General features: G+C 70.9%; 21 protein-coding genes. 1 reads left to right on the top strand and 20 read right to left on the bottom strand.

The window, feature by feature from the left end:
- The first annotated feature begins 94 nt into the window (after positions 1-94).
- On the top strand, positions 95-481 hold the full coding sequence (locus tag J8N05_RS45905; RefSeq protein WP_308287131.1) for an ANTAR domain-containing protein: 387 nt from the start codon (positions 95-97) through the stop codon (positions 479-481).
- A 118-nt stretch (positions 482-599) separates the two neighbouring features.
- Here J8N05_RS45905 and J8N05_RS45900 read toward each other — a convergent pair whose 3' ends face one another.
- The 20 genes from J8N05_RS45900 to J8N05_RS45805 all read right to left on the bottom strand — a co-directional run bounded on the left by J8N05_RS45900 (position 600) and on the right by J8N05_RS45805 (position 18,834).
- Positions 600-1,970: a DUF317 domain-containing protein gene (locus J8N05_RS45900; protein ID WP_210893909.1), complete on the bottom strand. Its 1,371-nt coding sequence runs from the start codon at positions 1,968-1,970 to the stop codon at positions 600-602.
- Between the two features lie 57 nt (positions 1,971-2,027).
- Entirely contained in the window at positions 2,028-3,149 is a 1,122-nt protein-coding gene (locus tag J8N05_RS45895) for a DnaB-like helicase N-terminal domain-containing protein (RefSeq protein ID WP_210893907.1), read from the bottom strand.
- On the bottom strand, positions 3,149-4,351 hold the full coding sequence (locus tag J8N05_RS45890) for a DNA cytosine methyltransferase (protein ID WP_210893905.1): 1,203 nt from the start codon (positions 4,349-4,351) through the stop codon (positions 3,149-3,151). Before J8N05_RS45890 ends, J8N05_RS45895 begins: the two co-directional genes overlap by 1 nt.
- Complete coding sequence (locus J8N05_RS45885) at positions 4,348-5,223, bottom strand: adenine nucleotide alpha hydrolase family protein (RefSeq protein ID WP_210894410.1); 876 nt, start codon at positions 5,221-5,223, stop codon at positions 4,348-4,350. The genes J8N05_RS45890 and J8N05_RS45885 overlap by 4 nt, the downstream gene beginning before the upstream one ends.
- Positions 5,224-5,339: 116 nt before the next feature.
- Positions 5,340-6,101 carry a DUF317 domain-containing protein gene (locus tag J8N05_RS45880; protein ID WP_210893903.1) on the bottom strand — a complete coding sequence of 254 codons (762 nt, stop codon included), beginning with the start codon at positions 6,099-6,101 and terminating at the stop codon, positions 5,340-5,342.
- Entirely contained in the window at positions 6,098-6,913 is an 816-nt protein-coding gene (locus J8N05_RS45875; protein WP_210893901.1) for a hypothetical protein, read from the bottom strand. Before J8N05_RS45875 ends, J8N05_RS45880 begins: the two co-directional genes overlap by 4 nt.
- A gap of 171 nt (positions 6,914-7,084) precedes the next feature.
- The gene (locus tag J8N05_RS45870) at positions 7,085-7,726 is read right to left on the bottom strand and encodes a hypothetical protein (protein WP_210893900.1); all 642 of its coding nucleotides are present in this window, start codon (positions 7,724-7,726) and stop codon (positions 7,085-7,087) included.
- 202 nt (positions 7,727-7,928) lie between these two features.
- Positions 7,929-8,639, bottom strand: a complete 711-nt coding sequence (locus J8N05_RS45865) for a DUF317 domain-containing protein (RefSeq protein WP_247706975.1) — start codon at positions 8,637-8,639, stop codon at positions 7,929-7,931.
- Between the two features lie 157 nt (positions 8,640-8,796).
- Positions 8,797-9,561 (bottom strand): hypothetical protein, encoded by a 765-nt coding sequence (locus J8N05_RS45860; protein ID WP_210893897.1) that lies wholly within the window; start codon positions 9,559-9,561, stop codon positions 8,797-8,799.
- A gap of 81 nt (positions 9,562-9,642) precedes the next feature.
- Positions 9,643-11,433, bottom strand: coding sequence for a TraM recognition domain-containing protein (locus J8N05_RS45855; protein WP_210893895.1), 1,791 nt, complete (start codon positions 11,431-11,433; stop codon positions 9,643-9,645).
- Between the two features lie 31 nt (positions 11,434-11,464).
- Positions 11,465-12,232 (bottom strand): DUF317 domain-containing protein, encoded by a 768-nt coding sequence (locus J8N05_RS45850; protein WP_210893893.1) that lies wholly within the window; start codon positions 12,230-12,232, stop codon positions 11,465-11,467.
- Positions 12,233-12,234: 2 nt separating this feature from the next.
- Complete coding sequence (locus J8N05_RS45845) at positions 12,235-12,759, bottom strand: hypothetical protein (RefSeq protein ID WP_210893891.1); 525 nt, start codon at positions 12,757-12,759, stop codon at positions 12,235-12,237.
- 74 nt (positions 12,760-12,833) lie between these two features.
- Positions 12,834-13,655, bottom strand: coding sequence for a DUF317 domain-containing protein (locus tag J8N05_RS45840; protein ID WP_210893889.1), 822 nt, complete (start codon positions 13,653-13,655; stop codon positions 12,834-12,836).
- 181 nt (positions 13,656-13,836) lie between these two features.
- On the bottom strand, positions 13,837-14,679 hold the full coding sequence (locus J8N05_RS45835; RefSeq protein WP_210893887.1) for a DUF317 domain-containing protein: 843 nt from the start codon (positions 14,677-14,679) through the stop codon (positions 13,837-13,839).
- A 190-nt stretch (positions 14,680-14,869) separates the two neighbouring features.
- Positions 14,870-15,664 carry a DUF317 domain-containing protein gene (locus tag J8N05_RS45830; protein ID WP_210893885.1) on the bottom strand — a complete coding sequence of 265 codons (795 nt, stop codon included), beginning with the start codon at positions 15,662-15,664 and terminating at the stop codon, positions 14,870-14,872.
- Positions 15,661-16,044 carry a hypothetical protein gene (locus tag J8N05_RS45825; RefSeq protein WP_210893883.1) on the bottom strand — a complete coding sequence of 128 codons (384 nt, stop codon included), beginning with the start codon at positions 16,042-16,044 and terminating at the stop codon, positions 15,661-15,663. The genes J8N05_RS45830 and J8N05_RS45825 overlap by 4 nt, the downstream gene beginning before the upstream one ends.
- A gap of 254 nt (positions 16,045-16,298) precedes the next feature.
- Complete coding sequence (locus J8N05_RS45820) at positions 16,299-16,706, bottom strand: hypothetical protein (RefSeq protein ID WP_247706974.1); 408 nt, start codon at positions 16,704-16,706, stop codon at positions 16,299-16,301.
- A gap of 16 nt (positions 16,707-16,722) precedes the next feature.
- Complete coding sequence (locus tag J8N05_RS45815; protein WP_210893882.1) at positions 16,723-17,355, bottom strand: hypothetical protein; 633 nt, start codon at positions 17,353-17,355, stop codon at positions 16,723-16,725.
- The gene (locus J8N05_RS45810; RefSeq protein ID WP_210893880.1) at positions 17,352-18,107 is read right to left on the bottom strand and encodes a hypothetical protein; all 756 of its coding nucleotides are present in this window, start codon (positions 18,105-18,107) and stop codon (positions 17,352-17,354) included. Before J8N05_RS45810 ends, J8N05_RS45815 begins: the two co-directional genes overlap by 4 nt.
- A 25-nt stretch (positions 18,108-18,132) precedes the next feature.
- On the bottom strand, positions 18,133-18,834 hold the full coding sequence (locus J8N05_RS45805) for a hypothetical protein (RefSeq protein ID WP_210893878.1): 702 nt from the start codon (positions 18,832-18,834) through the stop codon (positions 18,133-18,135).
- Positions 18,835-19,094 lie beyond the last annotated feature (260 nt).

Here is a 19,094-nt window from a genome sequence, read left to right as displayed (position 1 = left end):
TCCCCGCCTGCGAGGTCTGCCGCCGCTCACCTCCGCTCACTTGACGATCGAACACAGGCACGGGAGGCGATTGATTCCATGCTGACCTGTAGGGATGCTGGACGTGAAGGGCACCGTCCCCAGACCCTGGAGGGCCTTCGTGATGTTTGACGCGCGCGTTGACGGCGGCAATTCCCCGGAAACGGGCGCCACCGCGCAGAAGGTGGCGGAGTTGCAGGAAGAGGTCGACCAGCTCAAAAGCGCGGTGCGGTCGCACGCCACGGTGGACCAGGCCATCGGCGTGGTGCTCGCGGTGGGAAGGCTAAGTCCTGACGACGCGTGGCTGGTCATCCGCGACGTCTCCATGCGGACCAACATCAAAGTGCGTGACGTCTCCCAGCAGATCGTCGACTGGGGCCGCACCGGTGTTCTCGCGGACGCTCTGCGCGCCGAGCTGGAGGACCAACTCAGCCGACGACGAGAACGGCTTGACGCTCAATAGGAGCTTCCTGGGGCGGGCTGCCCCATGCCGGGCATGGTCTTTCCCTCCGTTGGGGAGGCGAGTGTCCTGTGCCGGCCGGGGGCGCCGGTGGGCCGCTTGTGCGTGCGGGACGGTTGGGTCAGCGTGCGGGGCCGGCTGCAGGGCCAACGGCCGCGGGCGGGTGGGCCGGTGCGGTGGTGCTGGGGTTCTTTCGGTGTGCGGTGCGGGTGGTGCGTGTCTGGCGGGTGCCGGTGTTGTGGGCGAGGTCCTCGGTGAGGGCGGCCAGGATCGGGGCGGGGGCGTAGCGGGAGGCGTGGATGGCCCAGGTGGGGTGGTTGATGTCGGGGCCGGCCCACAGGGTCCAGGCGGTGAGGTGGATGTGGGAGTCCTGGGCGGCGAAGACATCGAACTGGACGCCGGCGTCGCCGTGGTGGGTCTGCCAGCGGATGTGGCGTCCGTCGATGGTGTGCTTCCAGCCGGCGTCGGTGAGGGGCCGCGTGGCGGCGGAAACAGTCCGCTCGATGGCGGGACTGCCCAGCGCGGTGTCCCAGGCGTCGCCGTGGGCAAGGCTGATCAGGAGGGACTGGAGCAGGGGGGCGGGGGTGGCGGCGGTGAGGGTGAGGTGCCACATGCGGTCGGAGACGGGGGTCTCGTAGGCGGCGAACGTCCAGGCAGCCTCGCGGAGGTCGGGTTCGTGGACGAGTTCGGCCCGCAGAGTCTGTGACTCGTGGACGAGGTGGGTGGTGTGGTCGGACCAGGTGCGCCACTTCGCCCAGTCGCCGTGTTCGTTGACGAACGCCTCCAGGACGGCGTCGTGGTCGGCGGGGTCGGCGGCATAGGCCGGCACCGTTTCGATGCGCGGGAGGGCCGGCCCGGCGTCCACGAGAGCAGTGGTGAGGGTGCTGCGGGCTTCGTCGGCCTGGCGCTCGACGTCGGTCTGTGGAGGAGGCCCGGAGCGCACCGTGCCACGGTGGACGCGGTCGAACGCGGCGAGGGCGTCGGCAGCTGCGTGGAAGGAAGATTCCACGGTGCGCAGGTGGTTTTCGCCGTGCAGGACGACGCTTTTGCCGTCCCGGTAGGTGCCGACGGCCTTGGTGGTCGAGCCGTCGTGAGCGTGGGCGTGGATGATGAGCCGGCCGTGGCGGATGTCGTCGTGGATCTTCTGGGCCTCGTTGGAGACTTCACGGATCTCGCTGCGGGTGCACCAGCTCATGGGGTAGTCGGGCCAGGTCCACTCCTCGTTGATGGCCTCGCGCAACGTGGGCGTGATCTCTGAGGTGATGCGCTCGGCGGTGAGCGCTTCGGCGGCGCGTTCTGCCCAGTACGGTTCCTCGCGATCGATGCGGGCCATGACCAGCGTGTCGGCGGCAACGGACTCGAAGCCGCGCATGCTCAGGTGTGCTTGGGCGATGTGCCGGGCGGTGCCGGTGAGGGTGGCGACGACGGCGCTGGGGTGGTGGGGGTGGGTGTCGAGGCGGACATGCGCGTCGAGGTGAGGTGTGGTGCTCACGTGAGCGTGGTCTCCTTGGGCTTGAGCTGGGGGTCGGGCTGGGCGTGTGGGGCTGTGTCAGCGGGGTGTGTGGGTGGCGTGTGCGGCCGTGGTGGTCGGCGGGCCGGCACGGGGAGCGGGCGCGGGACGTGGTCGCTGCGGCGGGACTGCACTGGTGGCGTGCTGCCAGCGGGTTTGGATGGCACCGAGGTCGGCCAGCGCCCGGCGGGCGCCGACGACGAGCTGGGACGGGGTGTTCGCCGGGTCGTCGGCGTAAGCCGTGATGCGGCGGGCGGCATCGGAGGCGGTGGCCAGCAGGGAGCGCCGCAGGATGCGCTCGCCCCAGTGCTCCGAGGAAGGAGTCGGCTGGGCCAGCAGACGCAAGATCTTGTCTGGCGCGCTGCCGTCGTCTAGCAGGCCGTACTGCTGGGCCTCCCACAGGACGGTGACGGGGTCGACGGGCTCGCCTCGGCGGTCGAGGGCGATAAGGCACTGCCACAGTCCGGCGTGCAGGGGCTGGGCGAAGTCCCCGGGCAGCAGCCATCGTGTGGAGCCGATGTCCGCTGGGCGGGCGGCTGCCGTCGCGAGCAGCGCCTGCTCCTCCTCCTGCACCGCTTCGCCGTGGTCGGGTGTGGGGCCGGGCGGGGGGAGTGGGGTGCGGGGCAGGAGGCCGGCGCGCGGTGGGAAACGGGTTGCGATGTCGTCCACGACCGCGGCGAGGGTGTCGGCTTCGGCGAGCACGGTGTGTACGGGGTGGGGGAGGGAGATGTCGTGGACGCTGTGCAGGAGGTACGCGGCGCTGGCGCGCAGACGGCGTCGGGCGTGTTCGGCCTCGACCATCCGTGCGTAGGCCGGTGCGTGCTGCGGCCAGGGGCAGACCTGGATGAGGGAGTGCAGATAGGGCACGGTGAGCGCCCGGGCCTGTTCACGGGCGGTGGCGAGAACCTGGTTGATCCACGTGGTGTCCGTTGCGTGGGTGTCTGGAACGGGGGCGGGCAGCGTGGTGATGGCGGCGAACACCGCGGTGTGCTCGACGGTGGAGAACGAGTCGGCGGTGACGTTGGTGAGGGTGTCACGGCGGTGCGGTTCGAGGAGGAGGGCGCCGAGGAGGGCCTGTTCGGCGTGGAAGACCGCTCGCGGTGCGGGGACGGTGCCGGGAGCGAGGTGGTCGTCCTGGCCGGGATCGCGAGGAGGGGGCATCAGGCCGCCAGGGTGAAGGCGTCGGGGTCCAGGGGGGTTTCGAGGTGTGGGGCCAGTAGATGGGCGGCGAGCAGCGGGGGGACGGCGTTGCCGATCTGGGAGAACTGCTGGCTCTTGTTCCCGGCCCAGGGGTAGTCGGAGGGAAAGGTCTGCAGGAGTCCGGCCTCGCGGGCGGTGATCCGGATCGGTTCCGGCACCGCCGGGGACTCCTCGGTGGGCGGGTCCTGGACGGGCTCGGCGATCCAGGTGCATTCGTTGGAGCGGTGACCGAAGAACAGCGTCCCGGCGGGCTCGTCCAGCGTCCGGACGGTGGCGTTGGCCTGGTTGTTGCTGCGCAGGGCCCACCTCCAGCGGGTGGCCGTGCTGGAGGCGGGTCGGGGCGCTGCGTTGGTGGGGGTGTTGCGTGGCAGCCACAGTCCGCGGTCGCGGGCGGTGATGAGGGTCTGGCGGGAGCCGGAGGGGAAGGGCTCGGGGCCGCCGCCGGGCCCGCCGCCGGCGCACACGGTGGGCACGGGCCGGTCGGTGGCGCCCCAGCCGAGGGCCTGGGCCATGCTGACCCATCGGGCCCGACCCGCGCCGAACAGCGACTCGGGCTCGGCGACCCGGGCGTGCGTGGGAGGTGGCGGCTGGGCGGTGCGGATGCGGGAGGCGAGAAGGATCGCCCGGCGTCTGGTCTGGGGGACACCGTAGTCGGCGGCGTTGAGGATGCCGGCCCACACCGAGAATCCCCAGGCGCGCAGGACGGCCGCGTACTGCCGCCATAGCGGCAGGACGTCGGGTACCTCCTCTATCGCCACCCACTCCGGCTCACCCGCCCGGTGCAAGGCGTAGAGATAACGCATGGGCTCGGCGGCCAGCAGGGAGCGCGGGTCCCGGCAGGCGGCCAGTAGCGCGGCGCGGGTATCGCGTCCGGCGGCGAGGTCGGCGACCGCCTGATGCACGAGCGGCTGGTCCACCCGTCCGAGACGCTTGCCGGCCATCGACCATGCCTGGCACGGCGGACTGGCGATCAGCCCCCGCGTACGGCCCACCCACGGCCACACCGGATACAGCGCCACATCCGTCCGCAGCGTCAACAGACCCGCCCGGGCCCGGGTGGTACAGGCCCACCGGTCCCACTCCAGGCCGACATCACGGACCCCCAGAACGGCCAGGGCGTGACTCCAGCCGCCCGGCCCGGCGAACAGATCCACCACCGTCACGACGTCAGCCCGAAGTCGTCCTGCACCAGTTCGGCGTCCGCCTCCCCGCGGCACGCCCACGGCGAGCAGCCGTCCACCACCCCCTGCTCCACCTCGTCGGCGTCCTCGGAGTCGGGCGGTTCGTGCTGGCGCGCGGCCTGTTCCGCGGCGGTGACGTGGTCGATGGGAGCCTGGTCGAGGGGCACGCGGGAGCGGTGCAGGAACGCCTGCCCCAGCAGCGGGTTGCCGCTCGCGTTCGCCCGGGCGTTTCCCGCCCGGATGGCGGCGTCGAATTCCACGACGTCCTGCCACTCTGCGGGGCTGGTGTCCCGGATATGTCTCCACTGCGCGTTACCGTGGAACGGACAGCCCAGGCAGCTCGACTTCGGAGTGCTTTCGAGGCCGATGGAATCCAGGTACCGGGTGGCGTCCGTGCGCGACCAGTTGAGGTCTATGAGCGGGTGCCGGTTGCGCATGTAGCGGACGTCGGCGTCCTTGGCGCGATGGAACTCGTCGGTGGATATGCCGACCCACTGTTCGACGAAAATTCCGTTCGGGATCCGCTGTGGGTAGGGGTATCCGAGGAGTTCCCGGACCTTCTTCTTGATCGGCTTGATCTTGTATTGCCCGGTGCACTGGCGCCTGGTCATGCCCTGCTTCCCGTCCTGGTTGAGGATGTAGAGCGGCATGGAGGCGAACCGGTGATCCGGATCGAGTGCGTCGTTGCGGATATTGCCGGAGGACACCCGGAGGATGGGTATCCCGGCAGGTGTGGCGATCTCCTTTTCGAGCCGGTCGAGATGGGTGTAGACGGCCTTGGGTTCCCATCCTGTGTCGGCGAATATGGCGTAGTCGACTTTCGGGAGGATTCCTTCGGCGGAGAGGGCGAGCATGGCGCTGGACTGGACGCCGGCGCCGAGCGATATGCAGGTGAGCGCGGGAAGAGCAGAAATGGGGACTTCCTTGCGGGAGAGGTGGCATGGCGGTAGCGCCACTGGGCGCAGGGGTGTTAGCGGCGGTGTGTGCGAGCGGTGGGATGACGCGCCGCAGCGGGTTCCTGAGTGGCCTTCACGGGCGCGGGGCGTGCTTCGGCGGGTGCGCCGGCCGCGGGCGTGATCTGTGCATCCGGGTGGGTCCGGGTGCGGGCGGGCAGGTCCTTGAAGAGCCGCTGCACCGGGGTGGTGCTGGCCAGTTGGGCGAAGAACTGGCTGACGAGCCGGGCAGGGGTGGCCTGGGTGGCGGAGGCGAACCAGGCGGTGTCGGCATCGTCGGCCAGGCGGTGGCGGATCTGCCAGCGGAGGTCGGCGTGGGGTTCATGGGTGAGGACGCAGTGGCCGTCCGCGGAGGTGAACACGGTTGCTTCCGCATTGGCTGTCATGTGCCAGCCGTTGAGGCGGGCGCTTTCCACGAGAGTGTTCGTGGAGAGCGGGATGCGGTCCGCGTGCCGGGTGTCGCCCAGGAACTGGGGCAGTGCCTGGGTGAAGGCGGAGATGGCCTCGATCGGTGTGTGCCGGCCGAACTGGGCCTGCCAGTAGGGCTCGTGGTGACTGATGCTCCACCAGGGGCCGTGCGGGTTGGAGGGGGTGAAGTCGATGAAGGCGCCGTGGCGCGGGCTGTCCAGGGTGATGTGCCCGGTGGCCGCGTCGTGGGTGTGGCTCCAGCCGAACAGGCGGATCAACGGGCCGAGGGCGTCACGGAGAGGGTCGGTTCCGGCGCCGGCCAGATGGCGCGGGGAGACAAGGACACGGTCTGTTGGGGCGAACCCGCTCATCGCCGCTTTCGGGCCGTATCGGCCGTGACCGGGGCGGGCGGCATCTGTGCGGATGCGGTCTGGGTGCGAGGCTTCTGGGCGGTCAGAGCCAGGTGTCCGGCGGCGGTGACCGTGATGTCCTGGCCGCCGAGCGAGCCCTGGCCCCGGAGACGGACGAGGTGGTGCTTTTCGAGGACGTCGAAGGGCTTGGCGTGCAGGGTGCTGTTGTCGCCGGCCCAGATGGTGTGTCGATCGCCGCGCAGCGACTTGGAGATGCGGGCACCTCCCTGGGCGATCTTCTCCAGAGCTGTGTACTGGGCGGGAGTCAGACGAGGCAAGGTCGCCAGGTACTCGGGGCTTCTGGCGAGGTCACGGCTGACGCCCGAGGCGGTATAGAGGCAGCCGGTCGCGCTGAGGTCGAGACAGTTGGCGGCCCGGGTGAGCGCCTCGGTCAGGGCAGGAGCGGCCGAGGCATGCCGGGCCTTGCGGACTGAATCCGCGTCCGCCGACGAACCGCCGGCCAAGCCGGCGCCGTCCAGAGGGTTTTCCGCCACCGCGGAGGCGAGGTACGAGGCAGCCATGGCGGCCGGGTCGACGACGGCGCGCAGAGCGTCCAGAGCAGTCCTGCTGCCCGGGATGGCGGCGTACTGGCTCGTGCTGAGGTCGCTCAGCTGCTGCAGGGTGCGGGTGATGAGCTGGTGGGCCTGGCCGATCTTCGGGCTGAGTTGTGCCAGCAGGTCGGCGCCGGGGCGTGCTTCGAGGGCGGTGACGGCGTCTTTCAAGGCGGTGAAGGCGGCGCCGAGCTGGCGCAGTCGGTCAATCTGAACGGGCACGTCAGTGAGCTGGATGGCGATGGTGTGTCTCCTGGATGATCGGCGGGATGCGACCGGAGCGGTGGATGAGGAGGCTGTGCCGTAGTCACCCTGCAGAGGGTCCTTACGGTGAGCGGGGGCACAGGGGAGAGGCGAAGACGGCGGCGACGTCGTTCAGGCCGTCGGTGAGATTCAGCGCGAACGGCTGGCGGCGGCCGTCGGCGGGAGCGAGGCTGGGCGTATGGACAGGCTGGTTCGGCGGGGCTGGGCGAAGGACGCGGCGAGGTCGCGGCGCCCGGTCGCGGTGAGGTGGAGGCGCTCGTCGCGGAACCAGTCCGGGCAGTCCTCGCGCGCCACCAGCTCGCGGTTTTCCAGGGCACGGATGGTGCTGATGCTGACGCGGATGTCCTCGCGGCGCAGGCAGGGCTTGCCGTTGCTGATCGCGACGTCGCCGCGGGCAACCGCGCGCAGGGTGGTGCTCTGCGCGTGCGAGCGCGCAGGCGGCTGATGCTCGGGCACGAAGCCGCGGCGCCGGCGTTCGGCAACGAAGAGTTCGGCCGTTGCCAGAGCGTCCGAGGAGCCCAGGGCAGTGAGACTGGCAACGAGGGTGAAGCGTCGGCCGGCCTCGTGCCGGGCCTGCTGCTCGGTCAGGACCGCCAGGAAGCCGTCGCCCAGCTCGATGGGCAGCCCCTCGCGGGTGTGGTCGAGAATCCCGGCGGCGTCGATGAGGTGGTTGGCTGCGTCGGTCGCGAGATGGGCGAGCTGCCGCACACGGGCGTACACCGCGCGGATGTCGGGGCTGTGGTACATCGACTGGGCGTTGAGCGTGTTCACGATGATCAGGGCGCAATGGGCCAGGTTCTGCGCCGAGGTGGTCTGGGTGTCGAGCAGCGTGGTGGGTGTGGTGCCGTTGAGAGCGTGCGGCAGGTGGGCGTCGTTGAAGAGTGTGAAGTCGGCTGCCAGCGTCAGGAGTTGTTCGGCGGGCTCAAGGGAGAGGGTCTTTTCTGTCAGGGATGGCTCCGGGGCAGGTGGTGATTCAGCGGCGTCGGCCGGGGCTGACGAGCTGAGCGAGGGCGTGATCGACGTGCGGATTGATCGCGGCTCCGCCGGCCGGGGTGATCAGGCCGCTGTGTTCGTATCGCGTGCTGAAGAGGATGTCGGCGAAGTCCCGTTCCACCGCCGGTTCCGTCAGGTGGGCGAAGAAGTTCCGGACGAGTCCCTCGGGTGCGTCACGTGTGAAGGTGGCCAGCGGCTGCTTCTCGAAGAAGGTGTGCTCGGCCCGCCAGGCGATGTCCTCATCGGGTGTGGGCAGGAGGTGGCAGTAACCGTCCGGTGAGGTCAGGACACCGTCCTCAACGGACCAGTCGTTGAGCTCCGCGAGCTGGTTCAGGGGCATGTCCGTGATCGGGATGCGCTCGGCATGCCGGGTATCGCCGAGCAGTTGCGGCAGAGCCTGGGTGACGGCGGCGACGGCCTCCAGAGGAGCCTGCCGGCTGAATCGCACGTCCCAGTACGGCTCGTGATGGGCGATCGTCCACCACCGGCCGAGGGGCTGGAGGGGGTCGAAGTCGATGAACATGCTGCCGTCGGGGCTGTCGATCGTGGTGTAGCCGGTGGCGGCATCGTGCTGCGCGGACCAGCCGAAAAGGTGGATCAGGGGGCCGAACACGTCGGCGAGCCGGTCGCCGGCGCCTGCCATGTAGCGCGGGGAGACGATGACCCGATCGTCGGGCGCATGCGAGGTCACCGGTGGGCTCCCTGCGTGAGGGCCGCCCTGGGCGGTGCGGTGACCGCGGTCTTCAGCGCGGCGTCATGCTGGGCCGGGGCCCGCTGCCCCAGCTCGGTGACGGTGGTCCTCTGCTGGTCGAGTGCGGGCGTAGGGATGGGATAGCTCCAGTGAAGGTTCAGCGGCTTCGTGTGGCTGCTTGTGTGGCGGCAGGAAGAGGGCGGGGTGCGGTGCTGGGCGCCGCGCTCGGCCCGGCCCCGGACGCGTCGATGACCGAGGCCAGGGCGGTGATGCCGGCCGGGGTGAGCCGCACGCGGTCCAGGGCCGGGCCGCCGACGTAGGCGGAGGGCGCCGCGTGCGCGGTCCGCTCGGCCAGGCCCTGCGCCTCCAGGGAGCGCAGGGTGCTCATCAGCACCTTGGGTTCACGGGAGCCGGTGAATTCGCGGCCCAGAGAGCTGCTGGCCACGACGCGTCCGCAAGCGATCTCGGCCAGAGCCGTGTGCTGCACGGTGGTCAGCAGGCCGTCGGGGGCCGGCGCGGCGGCCCCGCGGCGCCGCCGGGTCTCGGCGGCGAGCGTCACGGCGCAGCTGACGGCGGCTTCCGGGGCCAGCGCGGTCAGCTCACGAGCGGGCAAGGTCCTGAGTTCGGTCGAGGCGCTGGTGAGGAAGGCGAGTTGCTTGAGCCGCATCACCGTCTCGGCCAACTCGACGCTTTTGTACAGCCGTTGGTCCTGGATCGCCTTGATGGCGGACAGGGTGTCGGTGGCCAGCTGCTGTGCGGAGGCAGCGTGGGCATCCGGTGCGGGCGGGGCGCCGGCGCGCAGAAGGAGGTCGAGCGCATCGTTGTGCTGGGTGTACTGGCCGGCCAGGTGGAGCAGCCGTTCGACGGGCGTGGGCGGGGGTGCTACGTCGAAGAGGAGGGACTCAGCGGACGGCTCGGTCATGAGCGACGCCGGGTGGTCGGGCTGGGGCGAATGGGGATGGTCTCCCGTCTGGTTGGGTACGGCCGCCGGGCTCGGGGGCGGTTAGGCGGCGGGGCCGAAGTCGCTTGGCTGGGGAGTGGCCTTGGCTATGGCGCGGGCGGTGATGCCCTCGGAGGCGCAGGCGGACGCGGCGGAGAGGTCTGCTGCGCCGGGTTCGAGGTACCAGGGGCGCAGGTCGAGCATGGCGGCGCGCATGCCGGTGGCGAAGCACAGTGCGGTGCCCTTGGGCAGGGCGCGGATCGCGTCGGCGGGCAGGATGCGTTCCTGGCGCATGGAGACGGAGGTCGACTTGCCGGATTCCGAGCGGGAGACGGAGCTGGTCTCCACGTCGTGGTCGCCGATGAGGCGGGAGAGCTTGTCGGCGAAGTCGGGGTCGTCGATGCCGGCGCCGATGACCTTCACGGTGGAGGCGGACCACATGGCGTCCATGCCGGCGTCGCCCCACACCTTCTGGCCCTGGCGGTAGGACTGCAGGATGGTGATCGGGATGATCCCGCGTGAGCCGAGGTGGGAGTACAGGTCCGGCAGGTCGCTGATCTTGCAGACGTTGGCGGCTTCGTCCAGGATCGCCAGCATCGGCGGGTCGAGACGGCCGCCCACCCGCTCGGCCTGCGTGGTCGCCGCACGCATCACCGAGTCCGCGCAGGCCGCGATCAGTGCCGAGGCGCCGCCGCCTCCGTCCTTCGACAGCAGGTAGAGGGTGTCGGTGGAGGTGACGAACTGCGACGGGCGGAACTCGGCGATGTCCTTCTGCGGGGTGACCCAGGCGGCGATCTCGCTGTCCAACAGGGCGGCGGCGTACTGGCGGGCGGTCTCGTAGATACCGTCACGGGTCTCGGGCGGGCCCTCCACCGTGCCCTTGAGCTGGGCGGCGACCGCGGTGAAGCCGTGGTCGCGCAGGACGTCGAGCGGGGCGCGGTCGGCGGGAAACGCCAGCCACTGCATCACATCGGTGATGGGCCGCTCGTCCAGCGCGGCGGCGAGGAACAGCTGGCTGAGGATGTTGGATCCGGCCTTGGACCAGAAGTCGCCCTGCTGGGAAGCGTCCACGCTGGCGGCGAGGAAGTGGCCGGCCAGCCGCCCGGCACCGTCGAGGGTCTTCGCGCCGGCCAAGGGGTTCCACCACATCTCGCGGGCGGCGTGGGCGATCTGCTGCGGGTCCATCGACCACACCCGCCCCACCGCGGCGCGGGCGTCGAGGGTGGCCGTGTAGGCGTCGCCGGCGGCCTTGTTGGAGGTGAGCAGGACCGGGCCGGGCGCGGCGAGGATGGAAGGGATCGCCAGCGACGTGGTCTTGCCGGAGCGCGGTGCCATGATCGCGACAGCCACATCCTCGTAGCCCATCCGTACCTCGCGCCGGGTGCCTTGCAGGTTGCCCAGAAGGACGCCGGTATCGCGGGCGGCGATGTGCTTCGCGGCCTTCAGGCTCGGGCGCAGGGAGCGGGCTTTGACGGTGATCGCCTTGGCCATCAAAGGCTCGACGTCCTTCGGTTTGGCCATCCCGGGGATCTTCTTCTTCCGGCTGGCGCCGCTGCTCTGGTGGCGCGACCACAGCAGGCCGGCCACCGCGCCCAGGGCGAGGAGCACAGCGACGGGGACGATGCGGGCGCCGAGCAGGAGGGCTGTCGGACCGGCGTGGGGCCAGAGCAGGGCGGGATGGAGCAGGGCGGTGACGGGTTGGTAGGGGGCCCAGGGGTGGCCGGTGAGCCGGGCGGTGATGTTGCCGCACAGCCAGGCGAGCTGGGACAGGGGGGTGACGACCGCGCCGATGCCGAGCAGGACACGGAACGCGATGTCGTACCCGTCGTTGGAGCGGGGGGAGGCAGGAGGCAAGGTACGCGGACTCCAGGCAGGAGGGGAGGTGTCAGCGGGTGCGGCGGGTGCCCGAGGTGCGCCGTGCGGGAAGGCCGGGCTCGGGCGGCGCTGCGGCGCGGCGGGCGGCGAGGGCGCGGACACGGTCCGGCAGGGCGGAGGCGACCTGGGTGGCGGGCACCTCCTTGCGGGAGACGGTGATGAGATTCGCATTGCGCGTCGGGAGGCTGGAGAGGCCCGCAGCGCGCGCCACCGGCCGGGGATCGGCGAGCGCAGCAGTGAACGCGGTGATCAGGTGCGCTGGGGTGTGCTCGCTGAAATGGGCCTGCCACAGGAGCGTGCGGAAGCTGCGGAGGGCGATGTCGACCCGCCAGGCGCCTGTCGGCTCGTCGGCTTCCACACGGACGGTGCCGTCAGGTGCGACGAGCCGGCTGTTGCGGTAAACCGCAGACCAGCCTGCGTCCCAAAGCGGCTTCCGCGGATCCTTGTGGTCTGCTCGGTCGGCGGTGGGGTCGGTCAGTGCATCGGTGAACGCCGCGATGATCTCGACGGGTGTGCGGGCGTCGAAGTTGGCGATCCAGGCGGGCCGATTCGGTGCGGGGGCATGCTGCAGCGTCCACCACCGTCCGTCGTGGTCGGGCTCCACCCGCAGGAGGGCCTGCTGGTCGGGGCTGGAGAGCAGGACGCGCGGCGCGAGGGGGTCATGGCCGTGGCTCCAGCCGCAGGCGTCGTGCAGGGGCACGGTGATCCACGCGGGATCGCCGCCGCCGGCCAGGCGCCGCGGCTGGATGAAGTCGACGCTGACGGTGTCGGCGGGCATGGTCACCTCCGTGCCGTGGGCGGGCGGCTGTTCGCCGGTGCGGGCAGCGCGGTGGGCGGCGGGGGCAGCGGTGAAGGAGCGGCGGTTGCGGTGGTGTTGATTTCACGCAGGATGTGACCGTGGCTGGCCCAGTCGTCCAGGTAGCTCCAGCACTCGGCCTGATGCTCGGCCAGGGCGGTGTCGTGGACGGGGGTGCCGGGCTGGGCATGGGCGGGGAGGCTGTCGCGCGTGCCCAGCCAGTCCTCCTGCAGGGCATCGAGACGGTCGAGGCCATAGCGCAGAAGGTCCAGTTGGTAGATCCAACGGCTCTGGATCAGGGCGTTCGGTATGCCAGAGAGCTGTTTGCCCGCGGTCTCCAGCAGGCGGCGTGCACCGGTGTGCAGCGTTTCGAAGGCTTCGGCGGTGTCCGCGTCGCGTCGCTGCTGGCGCAGGCCATAGGCGTCGTCGTCATGGGGCCAGCCGGCGAGGTCGGTGTGCTCGTCGGAGTAGGCGTCCCAGGAGTCGAGGATCTCCTTGCTGTCTCTCACGTAGTCGTCGAGGCGGCGCAGGAGGTCGCGGTGTGCGTCATGGTCGGGGGAGATGAGAGTGAAGTCCCGTCGTTTCAGCGGTGGACGGCGGACTGGGAGGTGTGGGCCTTCGCCGGGGTCGTTGCGGGGTTCGTCTGCTGCCGGCGGGCAGAGCGCGCCCGGGCACGGAGCGACTCGATACGCGCGGTGTACGCGCCGGCCACCTGCTGCGGGCTCAGCAGGCTGGGCTCATTTACGGCGTTGTAGTGGCCGGTGCGGTCGTACATGCCGCGCTGGAGCGGGCTGCGGTCGGCCAGCGCGGTGAGAAAGGCGCCGACGAGGTGAGTGGGCGTGCGCTCGTCGAAGTAGGCGTGCCAGATCTGGGAGCCGAGCCACGGTCCGTCGTTGGGCTCGCGGGTTTTGATGTGCCAGGACGGCCGGTCGTGGAATTCGCTCAGGGCGCGCAGTGCGATGTGGCACATGGAGTCCGGCGAGTGCGCCGTGTCGTCTGCGTCGCGGTGCCAGTTCGCCGAGGTCACCGGCTGCCACGGGTCCTGCTGGTGTACAGGCGGGGCGATGAGGGCGTCGGTGAAGCCGGTGAGGACCTCGGCGGGCACCAGTTCGCCGAACTCGGCGTACCAGCCGGGCTCGGTGTCGGTGGGTCCGGCCCGCAGCCGCCACCATGCGGAGGTGTTGGACTGCGGGTCGAACTGCAGGCGGTGACGCTGATCAGGACTGCGCAGGAGGATCTCGGCGCTCAGCGGGTCGGAGACGGCGCTCCATCCGGCGGCGGCCAGACCGTGGGTGACGTGGCGGATATCCCCGGGGCCGGCGAGGTGGCGAGGGCTGGTGTCGAAGGGGATCTGCCCGGCGAGCTTGTCGGCGAAGGCGGCGACCTGCCGTTCGCTCACTGCCACGAGCCACATCCCGCGGTGTTCCCCGAGGCGGAAGCGCGCGCGGGTCCTGGGACCTGGCCAGGCCAGCTGGTGCGCCCGGGCGGAGCGGGTGGTCTGGCCGGGTGCGGGTCGTGGTGCAGGTGCTCGGTGGGGGCGGTGCTGGTCAGTTCGGGCATGGAGGTCCTTGAGCTGGTCGGCTGGGTCAGTGCGCCGGGCGCAGGTGCGGCGGTGCAGCGCCGGTGGGCGGTGCGGGTGTGCGGGATGTGCCCGGCTGGTGGGGGTGGCGGGTGGTGCGTGTCTGGGCGGCGATGGTCGTGATCCGCTTGGTGTGGGCGGTGACCACCTGCGCGGGGGAGAGCAGGCTTGCTGTCTGGAGGGCCGATCGGTGGGCTGTTTGGTCGAACTTGCCGCGCTGCAGAGGAGCGGTGTCCGTCAGCGCCGTGAGGAAGGCGTCCACCAGGTGCGCGGGGGTGTTGTAGCGGAATCGGGCATGCCACAGGAGGGGCCCCAGATAGCCGTTGACGCTGGGTTCGCGTACATAGACCGACCAGTCGGGCGTGTCGCGGGACTCGCTGCGTCGGTGTTGTTCGATGTGGCACATGCCGTCGGCGGAGCGGGCAGCGCCGTGCGCGTCCCGGAGCCAGCCGGCTGCCTCCACCGCATGCCACGGGTCGGGTGGTGCGGCCGGTGGTGGGGCGGTGAGGGCGTCGGTCATATGGGCGATGACCTCGGCGGGAGCGAGCGCCCCGAAGGAGGCGTTCCAGTACGGCTCGTCGCGGCCGGAGAGTCTGGTGGAGATGTGCCACCAGCGGGCCAAAGACCCCGTCTCCGGGGTGAATTCCAGAAGATGGCGGTGGTCGGGGCCGGCCAGCGTCATGTGCGTGCTGAAGGGGTCGGAGATGCGGGTCCATCCGGCCGCTGCGAGACCGTGGGTGACGTGCCGGGCATCCCCGGGGCCGGCCAGGTGGCGGGGGCTGGTGTCCAGCGGTACCTGCCAGGCGTGCTTGTCGGCGAACTCGGCGAGTTGGCGTTCGCTTACCGGCACCGGCCACCTCCCGCAGCGTTCGCCAGGACACAGACACCCGAGGACTCGGTGAGCCGACCGGGCAGCCGTACCGGCTTGACCGGAGGGAAGGAGGTACGCGCGGATGCCCCGGCCGGGCCAGGTTGCCCGGTGCCGGCGGTGGAAGCGGTGCGGATCAATGCGGGCACGGTGGTCCTTGTGATCGGCTGGGTCAGCGGCGGGCGCGGCGGCCGGCGGCGTTGAAGCGCAGGGCGGTGCGGGGCTGGCCGGCACCCGCGTTCCGGGCCCATGCGGCGGCGCCGGCAGCCTGGATGCGGGCCTGCCGCCAGACGGCGAGCTGAGAGGGGAGAACCGAGACGGAGGTGGTGAAGATACGCATGCTGTGCGGGACGCGCCCGCGGGGGCGCATCACGGGCTCCGGACTGGCCAGCGCGGTGGTGAAGGCTTGCACGAGATGCAGCGGCGTGGTCGCGGTGAACGTGGCTGTCCAGCCGTTGCCCTGCTGGTCCCCCGCCCCGGACCACCACACCGGCGAGGCGGGCGGGTCCTCGTGGAACTGCATCCAGGACGTGCCGTCCGGACTTTCAGCGGTGAACTGCCCGCCACGACGGGCGATGGACCAGTGCTGCTGCTTCAGCGGCGCCCAGGCGGTGGGGGCGTGCGCGGACCGCGGCTGGGTCAGCGCGTCGGTGAGGCCGGCGATGATCTCCACCGGCGTCTGCGAGCCGAGCACCGCATTCCACGCGGCCTGCTGGCCGTGCGCCGCGCCGCTGATGGTCCATCCGCCGGGCATGACATGAGGGTTGTAGGAGACACGGACCGTGCGGTCCTGGCTTTCCATGATCAGGGGACCGTGTCGTGGGGACTTGTCCCGCCAGCCGGAGACGCGCAGGAATTCGGAGACGTGGCGGATGTCGCCGCCACCGGCGAGCGCACGTGGGCGGATGAGGTAGTGCTGTTCGGGCTGTGCCGTGGTGTGCAGGCCCGCGCGTGGTTTTGCCTTCACCGGCGCCGTCCGCCGGTCAGCGGGGCAGGGATGGCAAGCGCCGCCGTTGTGGGGGCGGGCTGGTTGGTGAGGCGGCGCAGGGCGTCGTGGTGTTCGTCCAGGTCGAGGGCGATGTCGTTGAGCTCGTTCGCGGCCCGGCCCAGCGCGCGCCACACCTGGGCAGGGAGCGTGCCCTGCTCGGCCTGGTCCTTGGCGAACCTGCTGCCGGTGATGAGGAGATGGGTGATGCCGCCGAAGACACCGTTGTCCGGGTCCCGGACGCGGGCGATGACCCGTGTGGCCTGGGGTGGGGGGAGATGGGCGAGCCGGTCGGTGAGTCGGCCGAGTTGCCTGGTGATGTCGTCGGCCAGGGCGATCGGGTCAGGCGTGGGGTGAGACATAGTCCTCCGGGCCGGCGGGTGAGTCCGGCCATGCGGTGATCGTGGTGGCCATGGGTGCTGGGTCTTGGCGAGAACGGCTTTTGGACGGGCACCGGCCAGCGTGGTGCCAGGAGCCGGTGGGGATACAGGTGCTCAGGTAGCAGATCCGCTGTCGGCAAGGACTTGAACCGGTGGCTGATCAGTGGAGGTGTACGAGGTGCTTCCGGTCCTTCGGGAACTGAGCGCGCCGGTGGCTCAGCCGCTGTCCGTGTCCCCTACGGGGCGCGTCGGACTGACGCGGGGGCCGAAGGGCGGGGAACCGGGGTCGGCTTCTGCACGGCGAGGCGCTCTGGGCCGGTGCGGGCTTCCTGTACGGCCTGCCGGAAGGCGGCTTCGTCGAAGACGTCGGGCGCACAGTTGACCTCGTACTCGGCCAGCAGCAGGGTGGCGATGGCCCGGGTCGCCAGTCGCTTCTGCTCGTCGGCATCGAGGTGTTCAGGCACGGTGTGCCAGATGAAGAGCGGCGCGCCGGCGGGCTGCTCGTGACGTTCCAGGCCGAGCTGTTCCAGCAGGCTGTGGAGTTCGGCGGGAGCGCCGCTCGCAGTGTCCGCGTGGATGGTGGTCGTCGGGGCCTTGATGTAGATCTCGACGTCCGTGCCGTACTCGTCGGCCAGGTTGGCCATGCGTCTGTCTCCAGGGTCAACGGTGGCGCAAGGTCGAGGGCCGGGCGGTGCCTGGCGGCGGTTGCGGTGCGCGCGCGGTGTGGTTGCGGGCGTGCAGGATCAGGTCTGCGGCCTGGCTCATGGAATTGGCGATGTCCCCGAGGCGTGCGAGGGGTTCGGGTTCCTCGCCGGGAGCAGTCCCCTGGAGGTCACTGGCAACGATCCCGGCCAAGACGACGACTTCCCTGAGGAGAGGCAGCAGCCCGTGGACGGGAGCGGCGATCTCGGTCAGTACCTCGGCGATCTCAGTGCTGGTCTCGGCGGCAAAGACTCGTGCGGCGAGATGGGCGAGGTAGCGCAGGGCCGCGTCGTAATCGTCGTTCGGCGTGGCCAGCGCGTTCAGGGCGGGGTCGAGGTGGACGCTGTGACCGGCGGCGAGCAGGGCGTGCGAGGCGGTGGTCGCCTTCAGACGCTGCTGCTCGACGGGCAGGCCGTGGGGAAGGCGGTGGTAGTCCCCGCGCGGTCCCGGAGCAGTGATGAAGCCCCCGGTTCGCTGGAGGATGTCCGCCGCCTTTTCGGTGCCGCCGATGGCAACCACCAGGTCCGTACGCGGATCCTGGGTGATGGTGACGTACTCCAGCACCCAGAAGTCGGGCTCCTTGACCGTCATCGAGCCCGAGTGGCCGGGGTACGGGTGCCGGCCGGGGCCGAAGGCGCGGTGGCCGGGGCGGAGGTGCGTGAGGTCCGGCCTGCGGGGTGCTGCAGGGCGGTGCCGATGCCGAGCGTGTCCAGGTGCGGGCCGATCTCCCGCAGGGCGCGGGCCTGGGCCTGGGTGTCGTCGCCCTTGAGGCGGTAGACGCCGCCCTGCGGGTCTCGGGTGAAGCAGTGGGCGATGAGGATCTCGCCGGCACGGTCGTCGAAGGGGACGGTGGCGATGCTGCCGTCCGGCTGCCAGGTCAGGACGACCAGATCCGGCTGGGAGGGCTGGATGCCGGCCAGGGCATGCCGGGCCTGGGCGAGCGCGCGGTCGTAGCGGGCGAGCAGGTCGTCTGCGACGCGCTCGGCGCTCAGGAACGGATCGTCCGTCAGCGCGATGCCGTTGGGCTCGCGGACGCAGCGGTATGCCTCGGCGGGCAGGCTGAGGGGGGCGAGGGCGGCGATGAGAAAGCTGTGGCGTTCGTCGTTCCGGTCGAGGAGGGCGAGCTGGGCGCCGTCGGGGCGGCTCAGGACGGCTGCCTGCTGGAGCGGGTGCTCGGCCAGTGAGGCGGCGACCAGGTCCAGGTCCCATATTCGGTCGGCCAGTTCGACGAGGTCGTCCTTCTCCTCCGGCGGGAGGTGCGTGCTGTGCCAGGTGCCGGGCAGTTCGCCGGCGAGGATGTCGGCGAATGAGGCAAGGCGCTCGGAAGTGTCGTGATCGCGCATGGTGTCCTTGGTCGAGGAGGTGGGGTCAGCGGTGGAGTCCGGCGGCGCCCGGGGGCGGCGGGGCCGGGAGCGTGCGCGGCGAGGCTGCAGGCGGGCAGGTGCACACAGCGGATCGCTCGTGTTCGGTGGCAGGGACCTTCTCGGTACAGGCGCTGCGGCCGGGATGCGGACAGTGCCGGTCGGCGAGTGCGTTGCGGGTGTGGATCAGGTCGGTGCGGATGACGTCGAGGTACTCGTCGGCGAGGTAGCGCAGCCGCCGGGCGGTGTGCGGATCGGCGGGCTGGCCGAGACCGTCGTGGAACTCGGCTGTGGCGGTGAGTACTTCCTGCAGCGCAGTGAGGATGCCGTCGTGGGAGGCCGTCAGTTCGGTCAGCACGTCGGCCGCCTCATCCGTGGTGGTGGCGTCGCGAAGACGCTCGGCGAGGTGGGCGACGGAAGCGCCGAGCGGCAGGAAACTGGCCGGACGGGCGTCGGTCTCGAAACCTGAGTCGCAGTCGACGAGGTATCCCACTGCTCGCAGGCGGGCGACGGCGTTGATGGCGAGTGACGACGCGTCGGCGTCGGCCAGGCCGGTGGGGACCCGGTGGTAGGTCTCGTGCAGACGCACGACGGGGATGAATCCCGCACGCTGAAGGATGCTGTACGCCTCGGAGTCCCCGCCCCGGGCGAGGAGTTCGTTCGAGTGCGGGTCGCGGCGGATGGCGAGGTATCGGCTGGTACGAGGCAAGGAGGAACGTCCCTCACGAAGATCGGTGCGTGGTATGCCGGGCGGTGGTCGGGGTGGCGGCGCCCCGGGGCTGGAGCAGGTGGGCCGCGATGCTGTCCAGGTCCTGCCCAATGAGGTGAAGGCGGCGGGCGATCACCTCCAGGTCCGGCGCGGGTAGGCAACGACCATGTATTGCGTCAGGCCCTCGCTTGAGGAGAGCGTCTGTCCCAGCGCCTCGGCGAGCGGTTCGTCCGGAACGCGGGTCCGTTCGTCCAGGCGGG

This window comes from Streptomyces liliiviolaceus (assembly GCF_018070025.1).
Taxonomy (GTDB): domain Bacteria; phylum Actinomycetota; class Actinomycetes; order Streptomycetales; family Streptomycetaceae; genus Streptomyces; species Streptomyces liliiviolaceus.
The sequence above is the reverse complement of the archived record's forward strand: the minus strand, read 5'-3'. Positions and strand labels throughout refer to the sequence as shown.